Raw genomic sequence first — 19,684 nt, 5'->3', positions numbered from 1 at the left:
TAAGACCCGCATTTTACTTATTTCTAACACCTTAGTTCCCTGCCGTTTTCTCAATTAAAAATGAGTCCCATTTCTGGAACTCATCTGCGTCTTTCTTGTTTCGGTTTTTCTCTCACCAACACTATTTTTGAAAGAGCCTAAATTCTGCTCTCATCCAAAAACCTCCCATCAATCAAAAAAGGATAAGACACTGACGTTTCAGTCAGCCATCTTATCCAGCAAACCACATTTGTGATTTCCCCTCCGATGAACAGTGTCATTATAGTCGAACTCCGCGCTTTATGTCAACGTTTCCTGAATAAGAATGTGAAAAAGGATTCCGGAACACGGATGATTTCTTCTTTTCCGCCTTTTTTGTCAATAAACTGATCGGTAAAGGGATACGGCAGTGGAGGACGCGGAGAATCGGGTTTTCCCCCGCTGTCACAGGGGCATATCTGACATCCGATGCGAAGACAGCCTGCTCCATAAAATTTGGAGCATAGACTGAACCACTCTGAACCCGCTTCTTTTCCAAACTCAGTCAAGATAAAAAGGCAGGGAGTACAAAGCTTTCTGATATGAACCCTCTTAAGCAGACAAGGTAAATAACCAAATCACTCTGGGAGGTATCATTTCTTTCCATAACACTTTATACCGCCTGCTTCTTTGTATAAAAATGCCAAGCCAGCCCCAGACACTGAATAAGAGTCTTAAAGCTGCGGACAATATTTTTAATTTGCTTTCCTGAGAGTTAAAGGGGAGTCCCCACAATCTTAGCTTCCAAGCGGCAGCCGGGACTGTGGCAAGCACCCGCTGATGCTCAAGCTGAAGATCCGGACAAAACCGGGGATCGGTCTGAAAACAAATACGCATAATGGTTCCCTCCCCGCGTTAAATCCAGCCGCACTGACTGAAACAGAAAATCCACAGAAAGATCGTCGGGATGCAGAACACGGTACTTAACAATAAGCCCTGACTCGCCAGTTCGCTGTCGCTGCCCATTCCTTCGGCCATCGAATAGGAAGACACCGCATTGGGCGAGGCAAAAATCGCCAGCAGACTGACTAACGCCACTCCGCGAATCCCCAGCAGCACCGCGCAGCCCAGCGCCGCCAGCGGCGTCCAGATCAGCCGGGCGGAAACCGAGGCGATCAGTTCTTTCTGATTGTCAGCGACGTGTTCCGGCTGGAAGCCCGCTCCCAGAATAATCAACGCCAGCGGCGTGGATACCTTGCCCATATCACCGATCACCGACGCGATCGGCTTCCACAGATGAACCCCGGAAAACAAGCAAAGTAACCCCAGCGCTGACGCGATGATCAGCGGATTGGTCACAATCCCTCCAACCAGTCTGGATAAGCGCGCTTTCCCCCCACGGAAGGATTCCAATACAATCACTGACAGAATATTAAATAAAGGGACAATCACTGCGATCAACATCGACATGACGCCTAACTGCGAATCCCCATAGATCAGCTGCACGATCGGCATGCCGAACAACACGGCATTACTCCGGTACGTATTCATGATCATGACGCCCTGTTTGCGCGGATCGGCTGTAATCCGCGGCATGACCAGCCAGCCCGCACCGCAGGCGATCAAGACGCAGACCGCCGCATACATCAATAACTGCGGCTGCAGCACCGTTTTCAAATCTGTCGATAAGATATTATTAAACAAGGTACAGGGCAGAAATAATTTAAAAACCAGCTGATTCATTTGTTTTAACGTCCGTTCATCGCACAATTTCAACCGCCGCACACCCTGCCCCACCAAGATCAGAAATAACAACGGCAGCACGACGTTGAGGGACAAAATTAAACTCTCCATGGAAAAACCCCCGCTCTCTACCCCCTCATTGTAAAACAACCGAACCTTTTGTCCAGACAGAAATTTTCAAAGGGAGAAAATATGGCAAATTTGCCGCTGTTTTCCTTGCTTTTAAGCCCGCAACTTAAAGTTGCCCGCAAACGCAAACACAACTTGGTAGATTTCCTGTTCATTTTCGAATACAATGAAGGCAACAATGTAAGGTTGGTGAGCACGCATGAATTTTGCGCAAAAACTTCAAAAAAGAAGAAAAGAAGTTGGTTTTTCTCAGGAACAGCTGGCTTTTGAACTCAACGTTTCCCGTCAGGCGGTGTCCAAATGGGAAAGCGGACAAGGCTATCCGGAAGTCGAGAAGCTGATCCAGCTCAGCGACCTGCTGGGGATTTCTCTGGATGAACTGATGAAGGAAACCCGGCAACAGCCGGCGTCTTTTAAACCGCTGGAAGAAGAAGAACAGGCTTGGATGGAAGAAACCCGTTCCACGGTCACGCTGCCGGACGATATCCATGAAGAGGATTCCCTGATCGGACGCTTCGCCTACACCACAGACCGCGACACGGTAGAACGCTATCTGGATCTCAACCAGCGCTTTTCCCGCTGGATCAGCGTCGGCGTCGGTTTTATCCTGTGCGGAGTCATGCCGGTAATCGCGATTGACAATGATCTGGGCGTGGCGATCATGATGTTCTTTATCGCGATCGGCGTCGGGCTGCTGGTCAAAAACGGAATGGATTATCAGGAGATTGAAAAGATCGAAAAGCAGAACTTCCATTTAAGCGGGGAGCTGATCTGCGATCTTCAGGCGGATTACGAGCGGTATCAGAAAACGTTCACGCGAAAAATTGTGGTAGGCGTTTCGTTGATCATCTTCGGCGTCAGTCTGATGCTCATGCTGAACGGCCTGTATGGCGAATATGACGTCAACTGCGTCGTTTTGTTTCCCTTCATCGCAATCAGCGTCGGCAATTTCATCGACGCCGGCATGACCTCCGGAGCTTATCGCAAACTGTTAAATATCAAAGATTAATTCTCATTCTTCAACAGGAAGCGCGGCTTCCTTTTTTATTTTCAAGCCCTGCCTGACTAAAAGAACGCTGATAAAAAAAGCGGTCGTTTGAGAAAACCGCTCTTTTTCATTCTTTGACTATTCGGATATCCGGCCGGGATCCTGATATTCCTCTGGCCCCTCGCTTAAGCCTCAGCCGATACCCCGGTCAATAAATCCTGCATCGAACTCTCATACAGACAATACTGCCGGCGGCCGCGGCGTTTTGCGGCGTACAGCGCCTGATCGGCATGATGGAACAACGTCAGATAATCCAGTCCGTCCTGCGGAAAACAGGCGACGCCCATACTGACCGTAATATCATAGCCCTGATAGCTGCCATTGAGCGCCTGAAAGATCCGTTCAATCATCTGTTCCAGATGATCCTTGTATTCCATAAAGATCAGAAACTCATCTCCGCCGATCCGGGCAGAAATATCCGATTTGCGCACGTTCGCCTGTATCCGGCGGGCGATGTTGGCCAGCACCTGATCACCGAACAGGTGGCCGTATTCATCATTCGCGCTCTTGAAAAAGTCGATATCGAAGACCAGCAGCGCAAAATTCTGACTCGCATGGCTCCCGGTGTTCAAGATCGTATCCAGTGCCCGCTTCGCGTAAGCCCGGTTGTACAACCCCGTCAGGGAATCAATTTTTGCCATCTGCTTCAGCTGATCCAGTTCTATCTGTTCATCATGCACATCAATGAATTTACCGATCACCCCGGTGAGCTCTGAAGATTCCTCCATCACCCATAATGGCCGCGCAACAACCTTAAACCACCGTGAAACACCCTTAATGTTTAACGGATAAGTGCCGCTGAGAATGGGATTCTCCGGCTCTGCCGTGCGAATCTTTGTCAGGAAATCATTAAAATCTGCGCTGTCGAACAAATTGAGAATCTGCGAATCCTTCAGCGGATGCATGATCACTTCGTTGATGCCCAACTGGGCTGAACCCCATTCGGAGATGCTTAACAAATCGGAGTGGAAATTATATTCAAATTGAATTTCCTTGGACATCGAAGCAAAGAACTGATATTTCGTCCGTTCCTGTTCCAGCAATGCCAGAGTTCGGTTGGAGGCGTTGCCGCTTTGAATCAGGTTCCGCGCCATATCCTGCAGCTCAATCCGGGAGGCGCCGGAAAGCGAGCGAATTTTCAGCTCCTTCTTTAATGTCGGGCCGGCTTCCTTCAGACATTCAAGCAACAAAGGATTAAAGGTGCCGCATTCCCCGTTGAAAATCATCTGCATCGCTTCTTCATGCGTATAAGCCGCTTTGTATACACGGACGCTGACCAGAGCGTCGTAGACATCCGCCAGGGAAACAACCTGAGCAGAAATCGGAATTTCTTCCCCCTTCAGTCCGTCCGGATAACCGCGGCCGTCATACCGTTCATGATGCCACCGGCAAATATCCCGGGCCACCTGCACAAGCTTTTCCGTTTCAAAATAGTGGATTTTTTCCAGCATTTCCGCACCGATCGCACTGTGGGTTTTGATTACAGCGTATTCCTGAGGCGTCAGTTTCCCCGGTTTGTTCAGGATTGACTCGGGAATTGAAATTTTCCCGATGTCGTGCAATGCGGAAGCATTGGAGATCATCGCAATCTGTTCCGTGGTAAGGTTGTAGCGTTCCGTCATCCGACACAGCTGTTTCAGCAGTGCTTCCGTAATGACGCGGATATGCATGACGTGCAGTCCGCTTTCGCCATTTCGAAACTCGACGATATGACTTAATATTTCAACCATCACCAGATTGTTTTTTTCTTTTTCCAGCAGCTGCTCAGTAACCATGTTTTCCAGATACTTCTGTTTGGCATACAGCATTATAGTATTCTTCACACGCCGCTTGACCGTTTTCTCGTCAAACGGCCGGCTGATATATTCCGCCGCTCCCAGATCGTAGGCATGATCAATATAAGCGGAGGAGGTTTCCGCAGAAATCATAATCACCGGGATATGATCAATATACCCGGCCTTATTCATGGAAGCCAGCACCTCGAAGCCATCCATCATCGGCATCACGATGTCTAACAAGACCAATGAAATTTCATTGTATTGCTGACTCATGATCGTGACGGCTTCCAATCCGTTCGCCGCTTCCAACAACTCGTAATCCTGCGCCAGCATATCGGCCAGCAGCGACCGGTTGATATCAGAATCATCAACGATCAATACTTTATCGCGAGCTTTCATCATTATTCATTCTTTCCCAACAGCGCTTCAATCCCCATCGTCAGTTCCGCGTAGGCAGCCTTCGCTTTTTCAAACAGCGGTCCGATCTGGTCATTCGCCTGCTGCGGACGCAGAACCTCCGTTAATTCGCTGATCACCTTGGCCTGGGACGTCAGGCTTAAATTCAGCAGCACTCCCTTCAGAGTATGCGCCGCACGGAAGGCCGTCCCATAGTCTTCCTTTTCCAGCGCCGTTTTCAGCTGTTCAAACGAGTTGTCCCGCAAAAGCATACCCAGAAATTTTATCACCCGTTCGTCCGTTCCCATCCGCCGAGTAATATCCGCGTAATCGCCGCCGAGCTGAGTATAGCATTGTTCGACAGTCATCATGAGATGATTTCCTCCTTCTTTTTTGAAGCTTCCACGTTTCACCGCTCATCACAACGGTCAAAACGCCCGGCCCCAGCGTGCCGGATCTTGGAAAACATGCTGGAATCTGCCTTGGAATCAGATCCTCTTCTGATCAAGACTATCGTTGTTTTCCTCTGTATTTGTTAATAAACCGGCCTGTTTCCATGCGGCCGGCGGGTTATAAAAACATTGTTATTATACCATTGTTGGAGCGGCGTACACAACGGGCACAGTCGACCAGAATTGGTAAAAACGGCGCAAAAAAAGCAGCGCTGAATTCGGCGCTGCTTCCTTGCGTTTAAAAAGTGCTTATTTCGTAGCCGGTGTCAAACCTTCAAACGAATAGGTCGCTTCCAGAACGATTTCCGCGTTGTCCGTCGTATATGGAGCAAACTTGGAATCTGTGAACTGGCCCATGCCGCCGACATTGTAGATCTTGCTCATGTCGTAGCCTAAGGAATTCATCAGCTTCATCATCTGTGCGACACGTCCGCCGGACTGGCACATTAAGAAGATTGTCTTATCCTTCGGGAACATGGCTTCTAACAGCGCTGCGGATTCTTCATACGTAGCGACTGGTTCTTCCAGCGTTCCGCCATACAGCTGCGGCTTGCCTTCCGTGCCTGCGGCTTCGTCAAAAATCAGCGCAAAGTACGGAATAACTTCAAAGTTTCTCAGATGCTTTTTCGCATAGTCGTTGTAATCGCGCAGGTCGATGTACAGAACATCGTCGCGGTTCAGGTATTCCGTCAGATTGTCAACGTTGATGCTGGAGCAGCCGGTAGCCCAGACTTCCGCAGTGCAGGCTTCATCCGCCGCATCCTTGGAAGGCTTGTAGGTCTTCGTCGTATCGCGTGGTTCAGGCAGCGGTGCCGGAGCAGCCGTCGTTGGTTCAGCCGCGTCCGGAGTTGCGCATGGCGGGCATTCCTGCGGTGCGGAAGCGCAGCCGGCCAGAAGCAGAACAGACAGAGCGATCGCAAATAACTTTTTCATTGGATTTTTCCTCTTTCCCTTTTTTATTCAGCGCTGAAATAATCGTCAGTGCCGTGATATTCCATCAGCGCGTTCAGCATTCTGATGATGTTGTTGGATGAAACCGAAGACCCGGTAAACGTATCCAGCGTCAGCCCTTCGCGGCCTTCGCCGGCAGTGTAATCTTCCGCTGCGATATCGTCGACCGTGCTCAGCGTCTTAATGTAAGCATAGTCCTTGTCGATGAAATACGGGATGTATTCCGCCTTGAACATGTCGTAAGTCGCTCCCGCCGGGGTCGGATTGCTGTCGCCCCAGAAACCCGCCGTGTACTTATCGGCGCTGTCGCGGTCAAACGACAGGAAACGAACCTGCGCGTCGTCCAGCTTCTTGCTTTCCGGCAATGTCAGTTCAACATACGCTGTCATCCAGTAATTGACATCCGCCGAGCGGCAGGTGCAGGACAAATACGTGATCTGATACTTGATGTAATTTCTCGCCTTATACTTGAAATTGACGAAGGCATAGAAATCGGTTTCTTCACGCGGACCATTGATATGGCTGATCGGTACGACCGCAACGACGTTTGCCATCGAACCTTCGCCCATGTCGGCGCTTGTGTTCAGATACTCGTTAATGCTGTCAAGCGTGATTTCACCCTCCGCTGTACATGGGGTGGATGAACCGCCCTCAGTTCCCTGAGTTGGCTTCTGCGTTCCGCTGCCGCTGTTGCCGCAAGCTGTTAACGTCAGCACCATCAGAGAGGACAGAAGAATTGCCCAAACTTTTTTCATGAATTCCCTCCTTGTTTTATAAACTCCCTGAAACAGTATTAAAGCGTCCTGACGATGTTCCCGGCACCGTGCACAGACGAAAAGCAGTCCTGGATGAACGCTGCTTTTTCACTTTGGATAATCACTGTGCGTAAGACACTTTAATATGCTATTATTATAACAACTCGGCCTGTGGAAAACAACTGGGGAAGTTGTTACATCCTTTCACAGAGCTCCGGTCAAGGAGGTTCAAATCTTGAATTTTTTTCAGAAATTACTTTCTTTTTCAATAATTTTCCTTTGTTTAAGCCTGTTTTCAGGGTGTCAGAAAGACGTTTCCGTTGAAAACGCCGAAGAAAAAACTTTCACAAATTATTTTGACGTTTTAACGGACAGCGAGGGAAATCTCGTTCTTCCGCTCAATACGACAATCCAGCTGACCATGACAGATCCGAAAACGCTAAAGGAAGCGACGGCGATCGTCGAAGCTCAATTACCCCAATGGCACAAACTGGCAGACTCCCATCACAGCTATCTCGACGATCAGGGAAATCTGCTGCACAACGTCGCTTATATCAATGACCATCCCGGCGAAACGATTCCGATCGAACCTGAACTTGCCGCAATGCTCACAAGCGCAATCGAATTATCGCAGCTGAGCGACGGTTTGTTCCATCCCCTGCTGGGAGCGCTGAGCGAATTGTGGGAACCCAAATTCGCGCCGTTTCCCACCGAGAATACCGATCCGAATCCCGAAGCACTCAGCGCAATCGTCGGCTGTCTGCCTGAAGCTGGCAAACTGAGTGAAGTGATTCAGCTGGATTTTCAGGCGATGACCGTCCGCTTTGAACCGGGGGCGTGCTCAGAAGCGCTTGAAATCAGTCTGGGGGCGATGGCCAAGGGCTACATTCTTGATCAGCTGGCCGCCGCTCTGAAGCCGTTGAACACCCCCTTTCTGCTGGACGCCGGAAGCAGTTCCATCATCGCCTGGTCACCGGAAGATGCGCCATACGCCTGGAAGATCGGCGTGCGCGATCCCTCCGGTCAGGCTTCGCTGCTCTATGCCTTCACCTTGCGTCAGGGCGTCGTTTCAACGTCAGCCGACGACCAGAATTATTTTCTGATCCAAAACGGCGATCAACAGATTCGCCGCCATCACATTCTCAATCCCCGCACCGGATACAGCGAAAACTGGCTGCGCAGCGTAACGTTGAGCGCTGCTGATCAGGCGGGAACGCTGGATGTTTTGAGCACTGTCCTTTATAATATAGAAGACCCCCTCCAGCGCCGCGCGATGATCCGCCGGTTTGAAGACAAAGCGCAGCTTGGCATTGATTATGCCTGGTGTGAGCCGGCCGAAGAGCATTTAAAGCTCACCGTCAGCGAAGGCATGGAACAACGCCGCCTGACGTCCCTTCCGCTTCCGGAAACTGTCGAATTTGAAATTCAACGAGGTGAATAAAATGAAATATAAAATTTTACTTGCAGGACTCTGTCTTTTATGGATAAGCGGATGCGCCGCAAAACCGCAAACGCCGCCCGTGCCGTCAGAGACGCCCACGCCCTCCGCACTGCCCGAAAAATCCAATCCTCAAAGTGCGCTGATGAGCGATTCGCCGATCAGCCCCACCAATTTGGACGACTACCTGTTTCTTGATGACGTGCTCTACTTTGACTTGCGTTCCCCAGCGCAGCTGGCTGAGGAAGGCTCTGTCGCCGGGTTTGTCAACATTCCGTTTTACGGCGTACTGGTTGATTATCAGCGCGAGGACAACGTCTTATATCGGATGACGAAAGTTCGGGATGACAGCGGCAAGGTGATTGCGCAGATGGGTGACGTCGGCAGCTTCTTCCCTAATTATGAAGAATCGGAAAGTCTTGTCCGCGACCTGTTTCCTCAGGATCAGCCGATCGTCTTCATCTCCACCGCCGGGGTGGAAGCGGCGTACACGATCTGCCTGTTAGAGCAGTTGGGCTATGATGGATCGCAGCTGTATAATGCCGGCACGTTCTCCAACGGCATGGGCAATATCATTGCTTACAAGGATTATCCGGATGCGAAATATCATGTGCCGGGAACAAACGTCTATACTGTTGCCAGTCAGTTTGTCTGGAATGAATCGCTGACGCCGATCTTAGACGAGTAAGCTGGATAAATACCTTTTTGATAAAAAAGCATCAGGAACGCCGATGCTTTTTTATTCTTGTAAAAATCCCATGATGCCTGGAAATCATGGGATTGAAATTGATTGATTTCAAAGAAAAAACACTAACGAGATACGTTTTCTACAAAAGCCTGAATGTGCCGGGCGTCCAATCCGTAATAGTCAAGCAGAGCCGCAGGTGTTCCGCTGCGTCCAAAAACATCCTGCATTCCCAAACGATAATGCCGGCAAGGAAGTCCCAGCGGCGAAAGCACCTCGGCTACGGCGCTGCCCAACCCGCCGATGACGCTGTGCTCCTCAACCGTTACGATCACTTCATGTGACCTTGCGGTTTCGATAATCAACGCTTCATCTATCGGTTTAATCGTAGGCAGATTGATTACCGTCGGCGTGATCTCAGTCATCTTCGAGACAGCTTTCAGACTTTCCTGAACCATCAGTCCGCTGCAAAGAATTGCCGTCTTCACACCTTTTCTCAATACGATGCCCTTCCCATATTCAAATTGATAGCTGTCGTCGTAAACATCTTCGACCGCCAGCCTGCCCAGCCGCACATAACAAGGACCATCAAGATGATAAACAGCTTTGATCACAGCTTCGGTTTCACGGGCGTCGCAAGGCTGGAAAACCTTCATGTTCGGCAAAGCACGCATCAAGGCCAGATCTTCAATCGCCTGATGCGAAGCGCCGTCTTCGCCGACACTGATGCCTGCATGCGTGGCGCAGATTTTTACATTCAGATTCGGATAACAAATACTGTTGCGAATTTGTTCAAAAGCCCTGCCTGCCGCAAACATGGCAAAACTGGAAGCATAGACAACCTTGCGGCTGGCCGCCAGACCGGCCGCGACCGACATCATGTTTCCTTCCGCAATGCCCATATTAAAATGCCGCTGAGGACACGCTTTCTTCGCCTCAATCGTCTTTGTCGATTTCGTTAAATCCGCATCCAGCACCACGATATCCTTTTTTTCAACAATCAGTTCTGCGAGCGCACGGCCATAAGCTTCCCGGGTTGCGGTATTCATTCTGTTTTACCTCCTAATTCCTGCATTGCCTGACTGTATTGCGCGGCATCAGGCGCGGTCCCATGCCAGGCCGCTTTCTTTTCCATAAACGAAACACCTTTGCCTTTTACAGTATGAGCGATAATGACCGTTGGTTTGCCTTTCAAGGTTTTCGCTTTGTCCAACGCTGTCAGAATTTCCGTCATGCAATGCCCGTTGATCTCCAGTGTATGAAATCCAAAAGCCGCAAACTTGGGTTGAAATGGTTCCGGACTGATGACTTCTTGAAGATCACCGTCAATCTGAAGATGGTTATAGTCTAAAATCACGCATAAATTATCCAGCTGATAATGCGCGGCAGCCATGCAGGCTTCCCAGACCTGACCTTCTTCCGATTCACCGTCACCGATCAGAACATAAATACGATGTTCGTTCTGATCCAGTTTATTCGCCAGCGCCATGCCCACAGCACAGGATATCCCCTGACCCAGCGAACCGGTCGACATATCCACCCCGGGTACATAGTTCATATTCGGATGTCCCTGCAATTTGGAATTCAAGGTGCGGAAACCGTTTAATTCCGCATCATCAATCAATCCTTTTTCCGCCAGAACCGCATAAAGCAGCGGCGAGGCATGGCCCTTGCTCAGGACAAACCGGTCGCGGTCTATCGAATTCACATTCTGTTCGTTGATATCCATCACTTTGAAATACAGCGCGGTCAGAAGATCAGCGCTGCTCAGGCTGCCGCCCGGATGTCCGCTTTTTGCGAAATACACCTGCCTTACGATATTCTGACGAATATGTTTGGCATGATTGATTAACTCGTCCATAATTCCTCCTTTGAATTTAATAGTTTTTTGATCAGATACTGACTGACGCCATTTTCATTATGGGATAGCGTAACTTCATCAGCGCTTTGCTTTACCAGAGAATCACTGTTGCCCATCGCCACACTGTGTCCGCTGATTTCAAACATGGCGATATCGTTGAAATTATCGCCGATGCTCAAAACATCGCAAAGTTCGATCTTCAGCGCTCCGGCAATGCTTTTCAGCGCTTGCCCCTTGCTTGTTCCTGCCGCCGTTATCGTATACAACGAATCTTCCGACCGCTTAAAAGCAATCTTCGGACATTTTTCTGTTACTTCCCGGACCAGATTTTCAATAAGTGGATATCCCGCCGAATCCAGTGTCAATTTATAAATATCCCCATCCGCAAACACCGCGTTTTCTCTGACCTGTTTCAGTTTTAACCGTCCTGAAAATAAACCGCGGATTTCATTCAGCTTTTTTGAACTGGAAAAGCTGTAACCGCATTGCTGATCAAAAAAAGTAAACGGAATCCCTTCTTCCATCAGCCGCGTGAGGATCCACTCTGAATCCTTTTTTTGTAGGCTTTCACTTTGCAATAACCGATGGCGGCAATATAGATTGGCGCCGTTATCCGCAGCATAAGGAATTTCAATGCCCAGCTGATCGACATAATCCCTGACAATCGCTTCATTCCTGCCGGTGGCCAAAGTAAAAAGAATATGCTTCTTTCGCAAAGCGTCCAGCACTTCAAGAATCTGACTGTCCAGCTGTTTCCTGTCGTTAAGAAGTGTACCGTCCAGATCACAGACAATCAATTTAATCATGGAACACTTCATCCAGCTGACGGCGCAGAAAACACGCGGCTTGCCGGCAAATTTCCGGATAATCAGGATTTTGCGCGGTATGCCAGAATTCGCCTGTGAACATCCGGACCCCAAGCTCTTTCAGTTTCCGCAGATCTTCCGGGTAGTTCGTATGTCCGGTCCCAAAAGGTACTTCCCGATAAACTCCCGGACGGGTCTCTTTCAGGTGCGCCGCAAACAAATGTCCTTTTCCTTTTTCAATATCCTTCCAGACGGGAACATGATACAGCAGGGAAGCATTGGTCAAATTTCCTATATCAGGATAGATTCCCAGATAAGGGCTGTCGATAAGCTGAACATAGTCCATGGCTTTTTCCACTGTATCCATAAACGGTGTTTCCATAGTTTCAAAGCCTAGGATTACGCCTTTTTTCGCCGCCATGCCGACCGCCGTGCGCAGATTCCTGATAAATTCGCGGCGAGTTTGATCAGAGCCTTCCTCATAATAAACGTCATAGCCTGCCAGCTGGATCAGCCGGATACCCAAGTCGGAAGCAAGGTCGATTGCTTTTTCCATAATTTCCAGCGAACGCCGATGATCTTTTGGATTCAGCGAGCCTAACGGGTATTTGCGATGGCCTGACAAGCACATTGTAGAAATCGGAACACCGCACGCCTGCATCGTTTTGATCAACGCCTGACGCTCGCCTGGCGTCCAATCCAAACGGCTTAATTTCGCCTCTGTTTCATCAATGCTGATCTCAAGCCAGTCAAAACCAAAAGCCCGGCAGTTTTCCAGTTTTTCTTTCCAGGACAGATCTGCCGGCATACTCTTTTCGTACATTCCCAACAGATACGGTTTATTTCTGTCCATAATAAGCTCCTGGTCCATGCTTGCGCAGATAATGTTTGTCAAGAAGCGTCTGCTGCATCGAAGAAACCTCGGAATTAATCAGCCGGGTTTTCCAAGCCATCTCTGCCAGTTCTTCCAGAACCACTGCGTTATGAACAGCGTCGCCCGGACTTTCTCCCCAGGTAAACGGGCCATGGCTTTGAACAAGAACGCCCGGCATCTGTGCAGCGTCAAGCTGCTGCGTTTCAAAAGTTTCCACAATCACTTTTCCAGTATTCAGCTCATAATCCGAACGGATTTCCGCCTCGCTCATCAGGCGGGTGCATGGAATCGGCCCATAGAAATAATCACCATGCGTTGTCCCCAGCGCGGGGATTGCTTTCCCCGCCTGACACCACGCCGTCGCATTCTGCGAATGAGTATGCACAACGCCGCCGATCGTCGTGAAGTGCCGATATAATTCAAGATGCGTCATCAGATCGCTGCTCGGTTTGTATCGGCCTTCGACCACCTTACCCTGCCAATCGCAGACGACCATATCCTCCGCCTGCATCGACTGATAGTCGACGCCGCTGGGTTTGATCACAATCAACCCGCGTTCTCTGTCAATGCCGCTGACGTTTCCCCAGGTAAAGGTAATCAGCTGATATTTCGGCAAAAGCAAATTTGCTTCATAAACTTCCTTTTTTAATTGTTCCAGCATTTCTTTTCTCCTATTCCACTACCTTATAGATTGCAGCTTCATTTTTTGTATGATTTGCGGAGAGGATATAGTCAATCCCCTCTTTATGAATCACTGCCACGTTTGCCGGACCAACGCCGTCTTCAACAAAAGTCACCTCATAATTTCCATTCTGAAAGCGGATGACAAAGAGTTCTGCGTTCACCCGCCGGACGCCGCCTACAAAACAAGGTTTTCCATTTAATTGAGCGCCCACCAGCGTATGCGCAAAATCCACTTCTGTCGGATAGACAAAATCACATTCATAGCGTCCTTCTTTTAATTTATAAATTTTCATGGAATTTCCATGGAAAGGTTCAATGGTCATCATTTCTTCCAAGCCGTCGCCGTCGATATCGGCAAAGGCGATCTCGCCAACCTGACCCTCAAGAATCTTTTCAACCCGCCATTCTCCGTCAGGACTATCCGGCGGCATCACCCGCAGCACGCCTTGATCGCTGGAAAAATAACCGCAGACACGTCCTTCATAAGTTCCCCGGCAGTAGCCATGATTGCGGTAACATCCGTCGACCAGCAGAGTTAACGCAACGCCCTGGGAACAATCCGATCCTAAAACACCGACGTAGATCTGCCCCGGTTCGCTCCAGTCTTCTTTATTCTGTTTATTTCTGGCAATCGTCGCGCAGATCAGATAATCAATTCCATCGACATGATACAGATCAAACCGATGCAGATAAGGCAGTGAGAAGACATCCTCGATCTCCCAGCCATTTTCTGTTTTTCGGCCATGAACAATTTTTGCCAGGCTTGGAGTCACTTTCAGATAGAATTCGTTGACCGCCAGAAACTCGCCTTCTCTTGTCTGAAATGGAACGATCGACATACAGCCACCGCGATCATTCCAGACAACCTCACGGTTTTCAAAATTTTTGCCGGAATAGGAATAACATACGCTTTCCGGATTTTCACTGGCAAACAAAGCGTACACTTCTTTGCCGATCGTGATGGAACTCGCACAATAACAGCGTGTGATGTCATCTAAATGAATCTTCTCAAATTTCATTATTTACCTCCCGTCAGTCGTGAAGAAAGAAGAGCTATCGGTCAGGATAGCTCTCTTCTACTTCTTTGAATTTAAGAAATGTATCCCGCCGCTTTCAGAGCAGCAATAATTTCATCTTGAGAAAGCGGATTTTTCAGCGGATAAACATTGACGCCCGCAGCTTTGGCAGAATCAAACATTTTGATGAAAGCCGGAGAGGTCAGCACGAGATCATAGTTTCGTGCAGATGATTTTCCCTCGGCAATCGGGCAATGCTTGACATTGGCCTCCACGCCTGCGCTTTTACAGGCTTTCTGAGCGGTGATCGCCATCAGCTGGCTGGTCCCCGATCCGCTCGCGCAGCAAATTAAGATTTTAATCATAAAGCAGCCGCCTCTTTCTTTTTCATGTGTTCTTTATAAGCTTCATAATCGCTGACACACAGGAAGTATCCTTCCGGATCTTTTTTGTACTGCAGCTGAGGAATCATGACCAGTACCAGAATAACGATCGCAACGCCGATATACGACAGGTACTTCATGATGAAGGTGAAGATCGGCCAGATTACCGCCCAGTCAAACATTGCCATGTATCCGCCGAATTCAACCACGCCGATACCGTTATAAGTGAAGGCCATCGCCGCAATGACAGAGCAGACAACCTGCAGAATACCGGAGAAGAAGGTTGTGACCATCGCCGCTTTTGCGCCTGCTTTCGCATTGACATAAATCGCGATCGTCGCATTATCGAAGAAGACAGGGACGAATCCCGCAATCGCCAGAACCGGCGATTTAAAGAGAATCAGACCGATGATAGCCAGGAACTGACCTAACGCACCGAACATAAAGCCAAAGGTCACTGCATTTTCAGAACCGAAGCCATAGCCCGCGGCGCAGTCGACGCCGACGATAGCGCCCGGCAGCAATTTGCTTTGAATGCCCTGGAAGGACGCCGTCAGTTCACCGACGAAGGTTCTGACGCCGAGTTTCAGGATTGACAGGTAAACCGCAAAGGCCAGTGAGGTATCCAGAATATAGAACAGGAAGCTCTTGCCTTCGCCCAGCATACCGGCGCTGACCAGATAATCTTTACCCAGTACCAGCAGAATTACCGCAAAGAAGAGCGTCATCAGTAAAGCTGTGGAAACCATATCTTCATTAAAAATAGACAGCCAGCCCGGCAGTTCGTAATCTTCAAGACGCTTAACTTTTCCATCTTTTCCCTTGAAGAACTTATAGCCAATCGCCGACCAGATCGCAATGCCGAACATCTGTTGATGGGCAACGCAGAACCCCGCGCCATCCGTCAGATTCTGAGCTACTTCAACCGTTAAGTTTGATCCGACCGCCCAATACAGTCCCAGCAGAACCGACATGATCAACATCAGCGGCCAGTCGCCCAGCTGCGGGAAGCAGGTGAAGATAAACCAGAAAGCGATGGTCGCCTGCTGCGTCTGAATATGACCGGTCGTAAAGACGGCACGCATCTTCGTATATTTCTGGAACTTAACCAGCAGCAAGTTAAAGACAAAGGCAAACAATAACAGAAGCATCGCCTGGGAGAAGGACTTCCCGGCAGCTTCCAACGCGGACTGCGCTGCCGCCTGGCCCATATATGTATCCAGAACGATAGCGCTCAGATTAAACTTATCCTGCAGCGCCGCAATAATCGGCTTGAAGGTGCTGCTTAATCCGCCTGAACCCACCGTCAGAATTTTGTAACCTACAACCGCTTTAATAAATCCGGCGCAGGATTCGTGGAAAGGTTTTTTCATCAACATGTAGCCGATGATGACCAGTAAACCGATGAAATATGCTGGCTGAGTCAAGAAATTGTTAACAAAATACGCCCAAATCAATTCGAGAAATCCCATAATACCCTCCTTATTAGTAATTATTCAGAATATTTGCAGTGTGCTTTCATCAAGTCATCGGCATTTTTTGCTTTTAATAAGTCTTCAATGGCCCCCTCTTTAAGTAAAAATTCAGCTAATGCAACCATATTGCTCATATGTTTTTCATTATCGGTAGCTGCTAAAGTAAAGAACAAACGAGCATTTTTAGTTGGATCGTTTGGATCAAAAACCACTGGTTTTTCTGTTTTCATGAAGCTGATGCACGTATCATGCACTCCAGCTCCGCCTAACGTTGAATGCGGCATGGCTACTTCGGGGGCAATTATAATGTACGGTCCATATTCTTTAACATTTTCAATGATGGCGTCAACATACGTGTTTTCAATAATCCCCTCGGCAAGCAGCGGAGCTGCCGCTGCCTTGATCGCCTCTGTCCAGTCGGAAAAACCTTCGCAAAAAATGTAATGCTTTGAATCAACGATATCCTTAAGAATTTCCAAGCCCTCCTTTCCCGCTTAAGCTGATTAAAGTGTAACACGCCAAGAAACCGCTTTCAATTAATTATATGAATCATTGTTCATATTTAAGATTTTTATCTCTTTATTCCCAATAATCAGCCAAGTTTTGATAACATTTAATGATTATTTAATCATTTTTATGTTCTATTTTAAGTCTGACAAGATTATTGTTATCTCCTACTGTCCGTAGTTCAGCCAACCCGCAGACTCTTTTGCAATCTCGTCTTCAGAAAGTTCAGGAACCGCCCCCATGATCCGCGCCATGCAATAGGTCTTCGCCGCTTCCTCAAGATAAACCGCAGAATACAGCGCTTCTTCAAGATCTTTGCCATAGGCGATTACGCCATGATGCTTCATAATCAATGCGGTCGCATCATTGGCATATTTCACAGCCAGCTGCCCCATGCCGACATTCGAGGAAGGCGTAAACGGCGCAACGGGAATCCGTGCATGCGCCGCGTCAATTAACGTTACCATACAAGCGGGCAAAGAGTCGTTATTAAACCCTATCGCCGTGGCATAAGGCTGGTGAGTATGAATGATCGCTTTTACCGGCAGATGATCAAAGATATAAATTAAAGCTGAAGCATCGGAAGAAGGTTTGCGCTTTCCTTCTATAACCTGACAATTATGATCGATCAGAACAATATCCTCAATCGTCATCTTTTCATACAACATGCCTGACGGTGTTACTAAATATCGGTTTTCGTCCACCGCCATGGAAACGTTGCCTCCAGTCAGCGATATCAGATGATATTCCTTCATTTTTAAGCAGGCATCCAAAATGGCCCGTTTCTCATTTTCGTACATCGTTTTTCCTCCTATATTTTTTCAAAACGACGAATACTTTCAAGTGGGTTATCACAATTCCAAACAGCTCTTCCCATAATCATAGCATCCGCGCCAGCCTCGTTTAATTGGTAAATATTTCCTTCGTTTATTCCTCCATCCGCCCAAATTTCAACATTATGCGGCAAATACTCGCGGGCTTCTTTCACTTTTTCCAGCATGCTTGATTGGAATTTTTCTTCTTCGCCATCCGGCTCCGCAGTCATGATCAGAAGATACTCTATCTGGGACAAAAAGGGAGTTAATTCTCTGATTCCCGTTTTAAAATTCAACGCAATGCCCGGCTTAGCTCCCATTTTTCTGATCAGATTGATTTCCCGAAGTGGATAAGCCGAAGCTTCGAAATGAAAACAGATATGGGAAAAATGACAGTCGCTGATCTGCTGCAGAAATTCGTATGGACGTGTCGTCAACAGATGCAGATCATAAACAAAATCCGGATCCTGCATCAGTTTTCTGACCGTTTTCTGACCGAATGTGATATTCGGCAGAAAATTACCGTCTTCGATATCCACATGGACTCGTGGATGTCCTCTGATCTTGTCAAGCTCCTCTGCGATTCGTAACGGATCGGCAGAGGCTATTGATGGATAAATCTTCATGGTATCCCCTCCTTTGATTCTGTTTTCATTCTATATTCTTTTAAGCACATTCTGCTATATCATTCTTATTTTTATTCTTAAAACGTTCACACCGTTCATATAAAAGGCTATTCATCCTAAAAACTGGCATGTATAATGAAAACATAAATTAAAGGAGGTCATAAAATGCCTAACGTAAACGACGTAACACGCGAAAAATGGGTCCTCGGCACCTTCCCGGAATGGGGAACCTGGCTCAATGAAGAAATTGCCGAAACCACAGTAAAAAAAGGAACTTTTGCCATGTGGTGGCTGGGCTGCACCGGTTTATGGATTAAAACTGAAAACAACACAAATATAGCGATGGATTATTGGTGCGGTTCAGGAAAACGTTCCCACTATGATGATCAGGGAAAGCGAAAGATGATGGATCCGGATCATCAGATGGCCAGAATGTCCGGAGCCCGTCAGCTCCAGCCAAACCTGCGGGCCGTTCCAGCCGTTCTTGATCCGTTTGCGGTTACTGAAATCGACGCTGTTTTCGCTTCCCATACCCATACCGATCATATCGACATCAATCTTGCCGCCGCGGTTTTAAACAACGTCAAGAAGAAAACAATCATCAACGGTGAAGAACGGGATGTCCCATTCATCGGTTCCAAATTTGCCACGGATTTATGGCGCAGCTGGGGCGTGCCGGAAGAAAGGCTGATTACCGTCCGTCCAGGCGACGTCATCAAAATTAAAGACATTGAAGTTACTGCCGTTGAATCCGTTGACCGGACGATTTTAATTACCGCTCCGCCGCATGGCGACATCAAGGGACTGCCCTGTGACGACATGGATGATCGCGCAGTCAGCTATGTCGTAAAAACGCCGGGCGGAACAATTTACCACAGCGGCGATTCCCACTTCGGCAATATGTATGCCAAGCACGGAAATCAATTTGACATCGACGTTGCTTTCGGTTCTTTCGGCGAAAATCCTCGCGGAATTACTGATAAGATGACGGCCAGCGATATTTTAAGAATGGGCGAAGACTTGAATACGAAAGTCATGATTCCTTACCATCATGATTTGTGGACAAATTTCAAAGCGGATACCAACGAAATTCTCGTTCTGTGGTATATGCGGAAGAATCGCCTGCAATATAAATTCAAGCCGTTTATTTGGGAAGTTGGCGGAAAATTCGTTTATCCGGATGATAAAGATAAGATTTCATATAACTATCCAAGAGGGTTTGACGATATCTTTACACACGATATAAATCTGCCATTCCCAAGTTTCCTCTAAACTTTGTCAGGAACAACTTTCGGGTTGTTCCT

The 19,684-nt window shown here is 48.2% G+C and carries 20 protein-coding genes; 4 read left to right on the top strand and 16 right to left on the bottom strand.

From position 1 onward, the window contains the following. Positions 1-873 precede the first annotated feature (873 nt). Entirely contained in the window at positions 874-1,812 is a 939-nt protein-coding gene (locus AC5OW4_RS03365) for an AEC family transporter (RefSeq protein ID WP_072683220.1), read from the bottom strand. A 217-nt stretch (positions 1,813-2,029) separates the two neighbouring features. On the opposite strand from AC5OW4_RS03365, the gene AC5OW4_RS03360 reads away from it, so the two are divergent. Further along, on the top strand, positions 2,030-2,839 hold the full coding sequence (locus AC5OW4_RS03360) for a helix-turn-helix domain-containing protein (RefSeq protein ID WP_072683219.1): 810 nt from the start codon (positions 2,030-2,032) through the stop codon (positions 2,837-2,839). 164 nt (positions 2,840-3,003) lie between these two features. On the opposite strand, the gene AC5OW4_RS03355 is transcribed toward AC5OW4_RS03360, so the two are convergent. The 4 genes from AC5OW4_RS03355 to AC5OW4_RS03340 all read right to left on the bottom strand — a co-directional run bounded on the left by AC5OW4_RS03355 (position 3,004) and on the right by AC5OW4_RS03340 (position 7,210). Continuing rightward, positions 3,004-5,058 carry a bifunctional diguanylate cyclase/phosphohydrolase gene (locus AC5OW4_RS03355; RefSeq protein WP_493676640.1) on the bottom strand — a complete coding sequence of 685 codons (2,055 nt, stop codon included), beginning with the start codon at positions 5,056-5,058 and terminating at the stop codon, positions 3,004-3,006. After that, positions 5,058-5,423 carry an Hpt domain-containing protein gene (locus AC5OW4_RS03350; RefSeq protein WP_200798746.1) on the bottom strand — a complete coding sequence of 122 codons (366 nt, stop codon included), beginning with the start codon at positions 5,421-5,423 and terminating at the stop codon, positions 5,058-5,060. Before AC5OW4_RS03350 ends, AC5OW4_RS03355 begins: the two co-directional genes overlap by 1 nt. 330 nt (positions 5,424-5,753) lie before the next feature. Beyond that, positions 5,754-6,437 (bottom strand): rhodanese-like domain-containing protein, encoded by a 684-nt coding sequence (locus AC5OW4_RS03345; protein ID WP_072683218.1) that lies wholly within the window; start codon positions 6,435-6,437, stop codon positions 5,754-5,756. A 23-nt stretch (positions 6,438-6,460) separates the two neighbouring features. Next, a complete protein-coding gene (locus AC5OW4_RS03340) occupies positions 6,461-7,210 on the bottom strand; it encodes an LptM family lipoprotein (RefSeq protein WP_072683217.1) in 750 nt (249 codons plus the stop codon). A 235-nt stretch (positions 7,211-7,445) separates the two neighbouring features. Here AC5OW4_RS03340 and AC5OW4_RS03335 point away from each other — a divergent pair, with 235 nt between their 5' ends. Further along, positions 7,446-8,651 carry an FAD:protein FMN transferase gene (locus AC5OW4_RS03335; RefSeq protein ID WP_072683216.1) on the top strand — a complete coding sequence of 402 codons (1,206 nt, stop codon included), beginning with the start codon at positions 7,446-7,448 and terminating at the stop codon, positions 8,649-8,651. 1 nt (position 8,652) lies between these two features. Next, positions 8,653-9,336, top strand: a complete 684-nt coding sequence (locus tag AC5OW4_RS03330) for a flagellar basal body L-ring protein FlgH (RefSeq protein WP_072683215.1) — start codon at positions 8,653-8,655, stop codon at positions 9,334-9,336. Between the two features lie 122 nt (positions 9,337-9,458). Here the strand turns inward: AC5OW4_RS03330 and AC5OW4_RS03325 are convergent, their stop codons facing one another. From AC5OW4_RS03325 to AC5OW4_RS03275, 11 genes are all read right to left on the bottom strand, one after another. Then, positions 9,459-10,382 (bottom strand): transketolase family protein, encoded by a 924-nt coding sequence (locus AC5OW4_RS03325; protein WP_072683214.1) that lies wholly within the window; start codon positions 10,380-10,382, stop codon positions 9,459-9,461. Next, positions 10,379-11,194, bottom strand: a complete 816-nt coding sequence (locus tag AC5OW4_RS03320; protein ID WP_072683213.1) for a transketolase — start codon at positions 11,192-11,194, stop codon at positions 10,379-10,381. The genes AC5OW4_RS03325 and AC5OW4_RS03320 overlap by 4 nt, the downstream gene beginning before the upstream one ends. Then, positions 11,182-12,000: an HAD family hydrolase gene (locus AC5OW4_RS03315; RefSeq protein ID WP_072683212.1), complete on the bottom strand. Its 819-nt coding sequence runs from the start codon at positions 11,998-12,000 to the stop codon at positions 11,182-11,184. The genes AC5OW4_RS03320 and AC5OW4_RS03315 overlap by 13 nt, the downstream gene beginning before the upstream one ends. After that, positions 11,993-12,853 carry an L-ribulose-5-phosphate 3-epimerase gene (locus AC5OW4_RS03310; RefSeq protein WP_229100689.1) on the bottom strand — a complete coding sequence of 287 codons (861 nt, stop codon included), beginning with the start codon at positions 12,851-12,853 and terminating at the stop codon, positions 11,993-11,995. Before AC5OW4_RS03310 ends, AC5OW4_RS03315 begins: the two co-directional genes overlap by 8 nt. Continuing rightward, a complete protein-coding gene (araD, locus tag AC5OW4_RS03305; protein WP_072683210.1) occupies positions 12,840-13,535 on the bottom strand; it encodes an L-ribulose-5-phosphate 4-epimerase in 696 nt (231 codons plus the stop codon). The genes AC5OW4_RS03310 and araD overlap by 14 nt, the downstream gene beginning before the upstream one ends. 10 nt (positions 13,536-13,545) lie before the next feature. Then, a complete protein-coding gene (locus tag AC5OW4_RS03300; RefSeq protein WP_072683209.1) occupies positions 13,546-14,577 on the bottom strand; it encodes a hypothetical protein in 1,032 nt (343 codons plus the stop codon). A 71-nt stretch (positions 14,578-14,648) separates the two neighbouring features. Then, the gene (locus AC5OW4_RS03295; RefSeq protein WP_006058193.1) at positions 14,649-14,939 is read right to left on the bottom strand and encodes a PTS sugar transporter subunit IIB; all 291 of its coding nucleotides are present in this window, start codon (positions 14,937-14,939) and stop codon (positions 14,649-14,651) included. Beyond that, on the bottom strand, positions 14,936-16,429 hold the full coding sequence (locus tag AC5OW4_RS03290; protein WP_006058194.1) for a PTS ascorbate transporter subunit IIC: 1,494 nt from the start codon (positions 16,427-16,429) through the stop codon (positions 14,936-14,938). Before AC5OW4_RS03290 ends, AC5OW4_RS03295 begins: the two co-directional genes overlap by 4 nt. Before the next feature lie 20 nt (positions 16,430-16,449). Then, on the bottom strand, positions 16,450-16,911 hold the full coding sequence (locus AC5OW4_RS03285; RefSeq protein ID WP_200798745.1) for a PTS sugar transporter subunit IIA: 462 nt from the start codon (positions 16,909-16,911) through the stop codon (positions 16,450-16,452). 195 nt (positions 16,912-17,106) lie between these two features. Next, positions 17,107-17,739: a class II aldolase/adducin family protein gene (locus tag AC5OW4_RS03280; RefSeq protein ID WP_072683208.1), complete on the bottom strand. Its 633-nt coding sequence runs from the start codon at positions 17,737-17,739 to the stop codon at positions 17,107-17,109. An 11-nt stretch (positions 17,740-17,750) separates the two neighbouring features. After that, positions 17,751-18,380: a ribulose-phosphate 3-epimerase gene (locus tag AC5OW4_RS03275; protein ID WP_072683207.1), complete on the bottom strand. Its 630-nt coding sequence runs from the start codon at positions 18,378-18,380 to the stop codon at positions 17,751-17,753. 165 nt (positions 18,381-18,545) lie between these two features. Here AC5OW4_RS03275 and ulaG point away from each other — a divergent pair, with 165 nt between their 5' ends. Beyond that, the gene (ulaG, locus tag AC5OW4_RS03270; protein ID WP_072683206.1) at positions 18,546-19,652 is read left to right on the top strand and encodes an L-ascorbate 6-phosphate lactonase; all 1,107 of its coding nucleotides are present in this window, start codon (positions 18,546-18,548) and stop codon (positions 19,650-19,652) included. Positions 19,653-19,684 lie beyond the last annotated feature (32 nt).

The organism is Holdemania sp. (assembly GCF_986127675.1).
The sequence above is the reverse complement of the archived record's forward strand: the minus strand, read 5'-3'. Positions and strand labels throughout refer to the sequence as shown.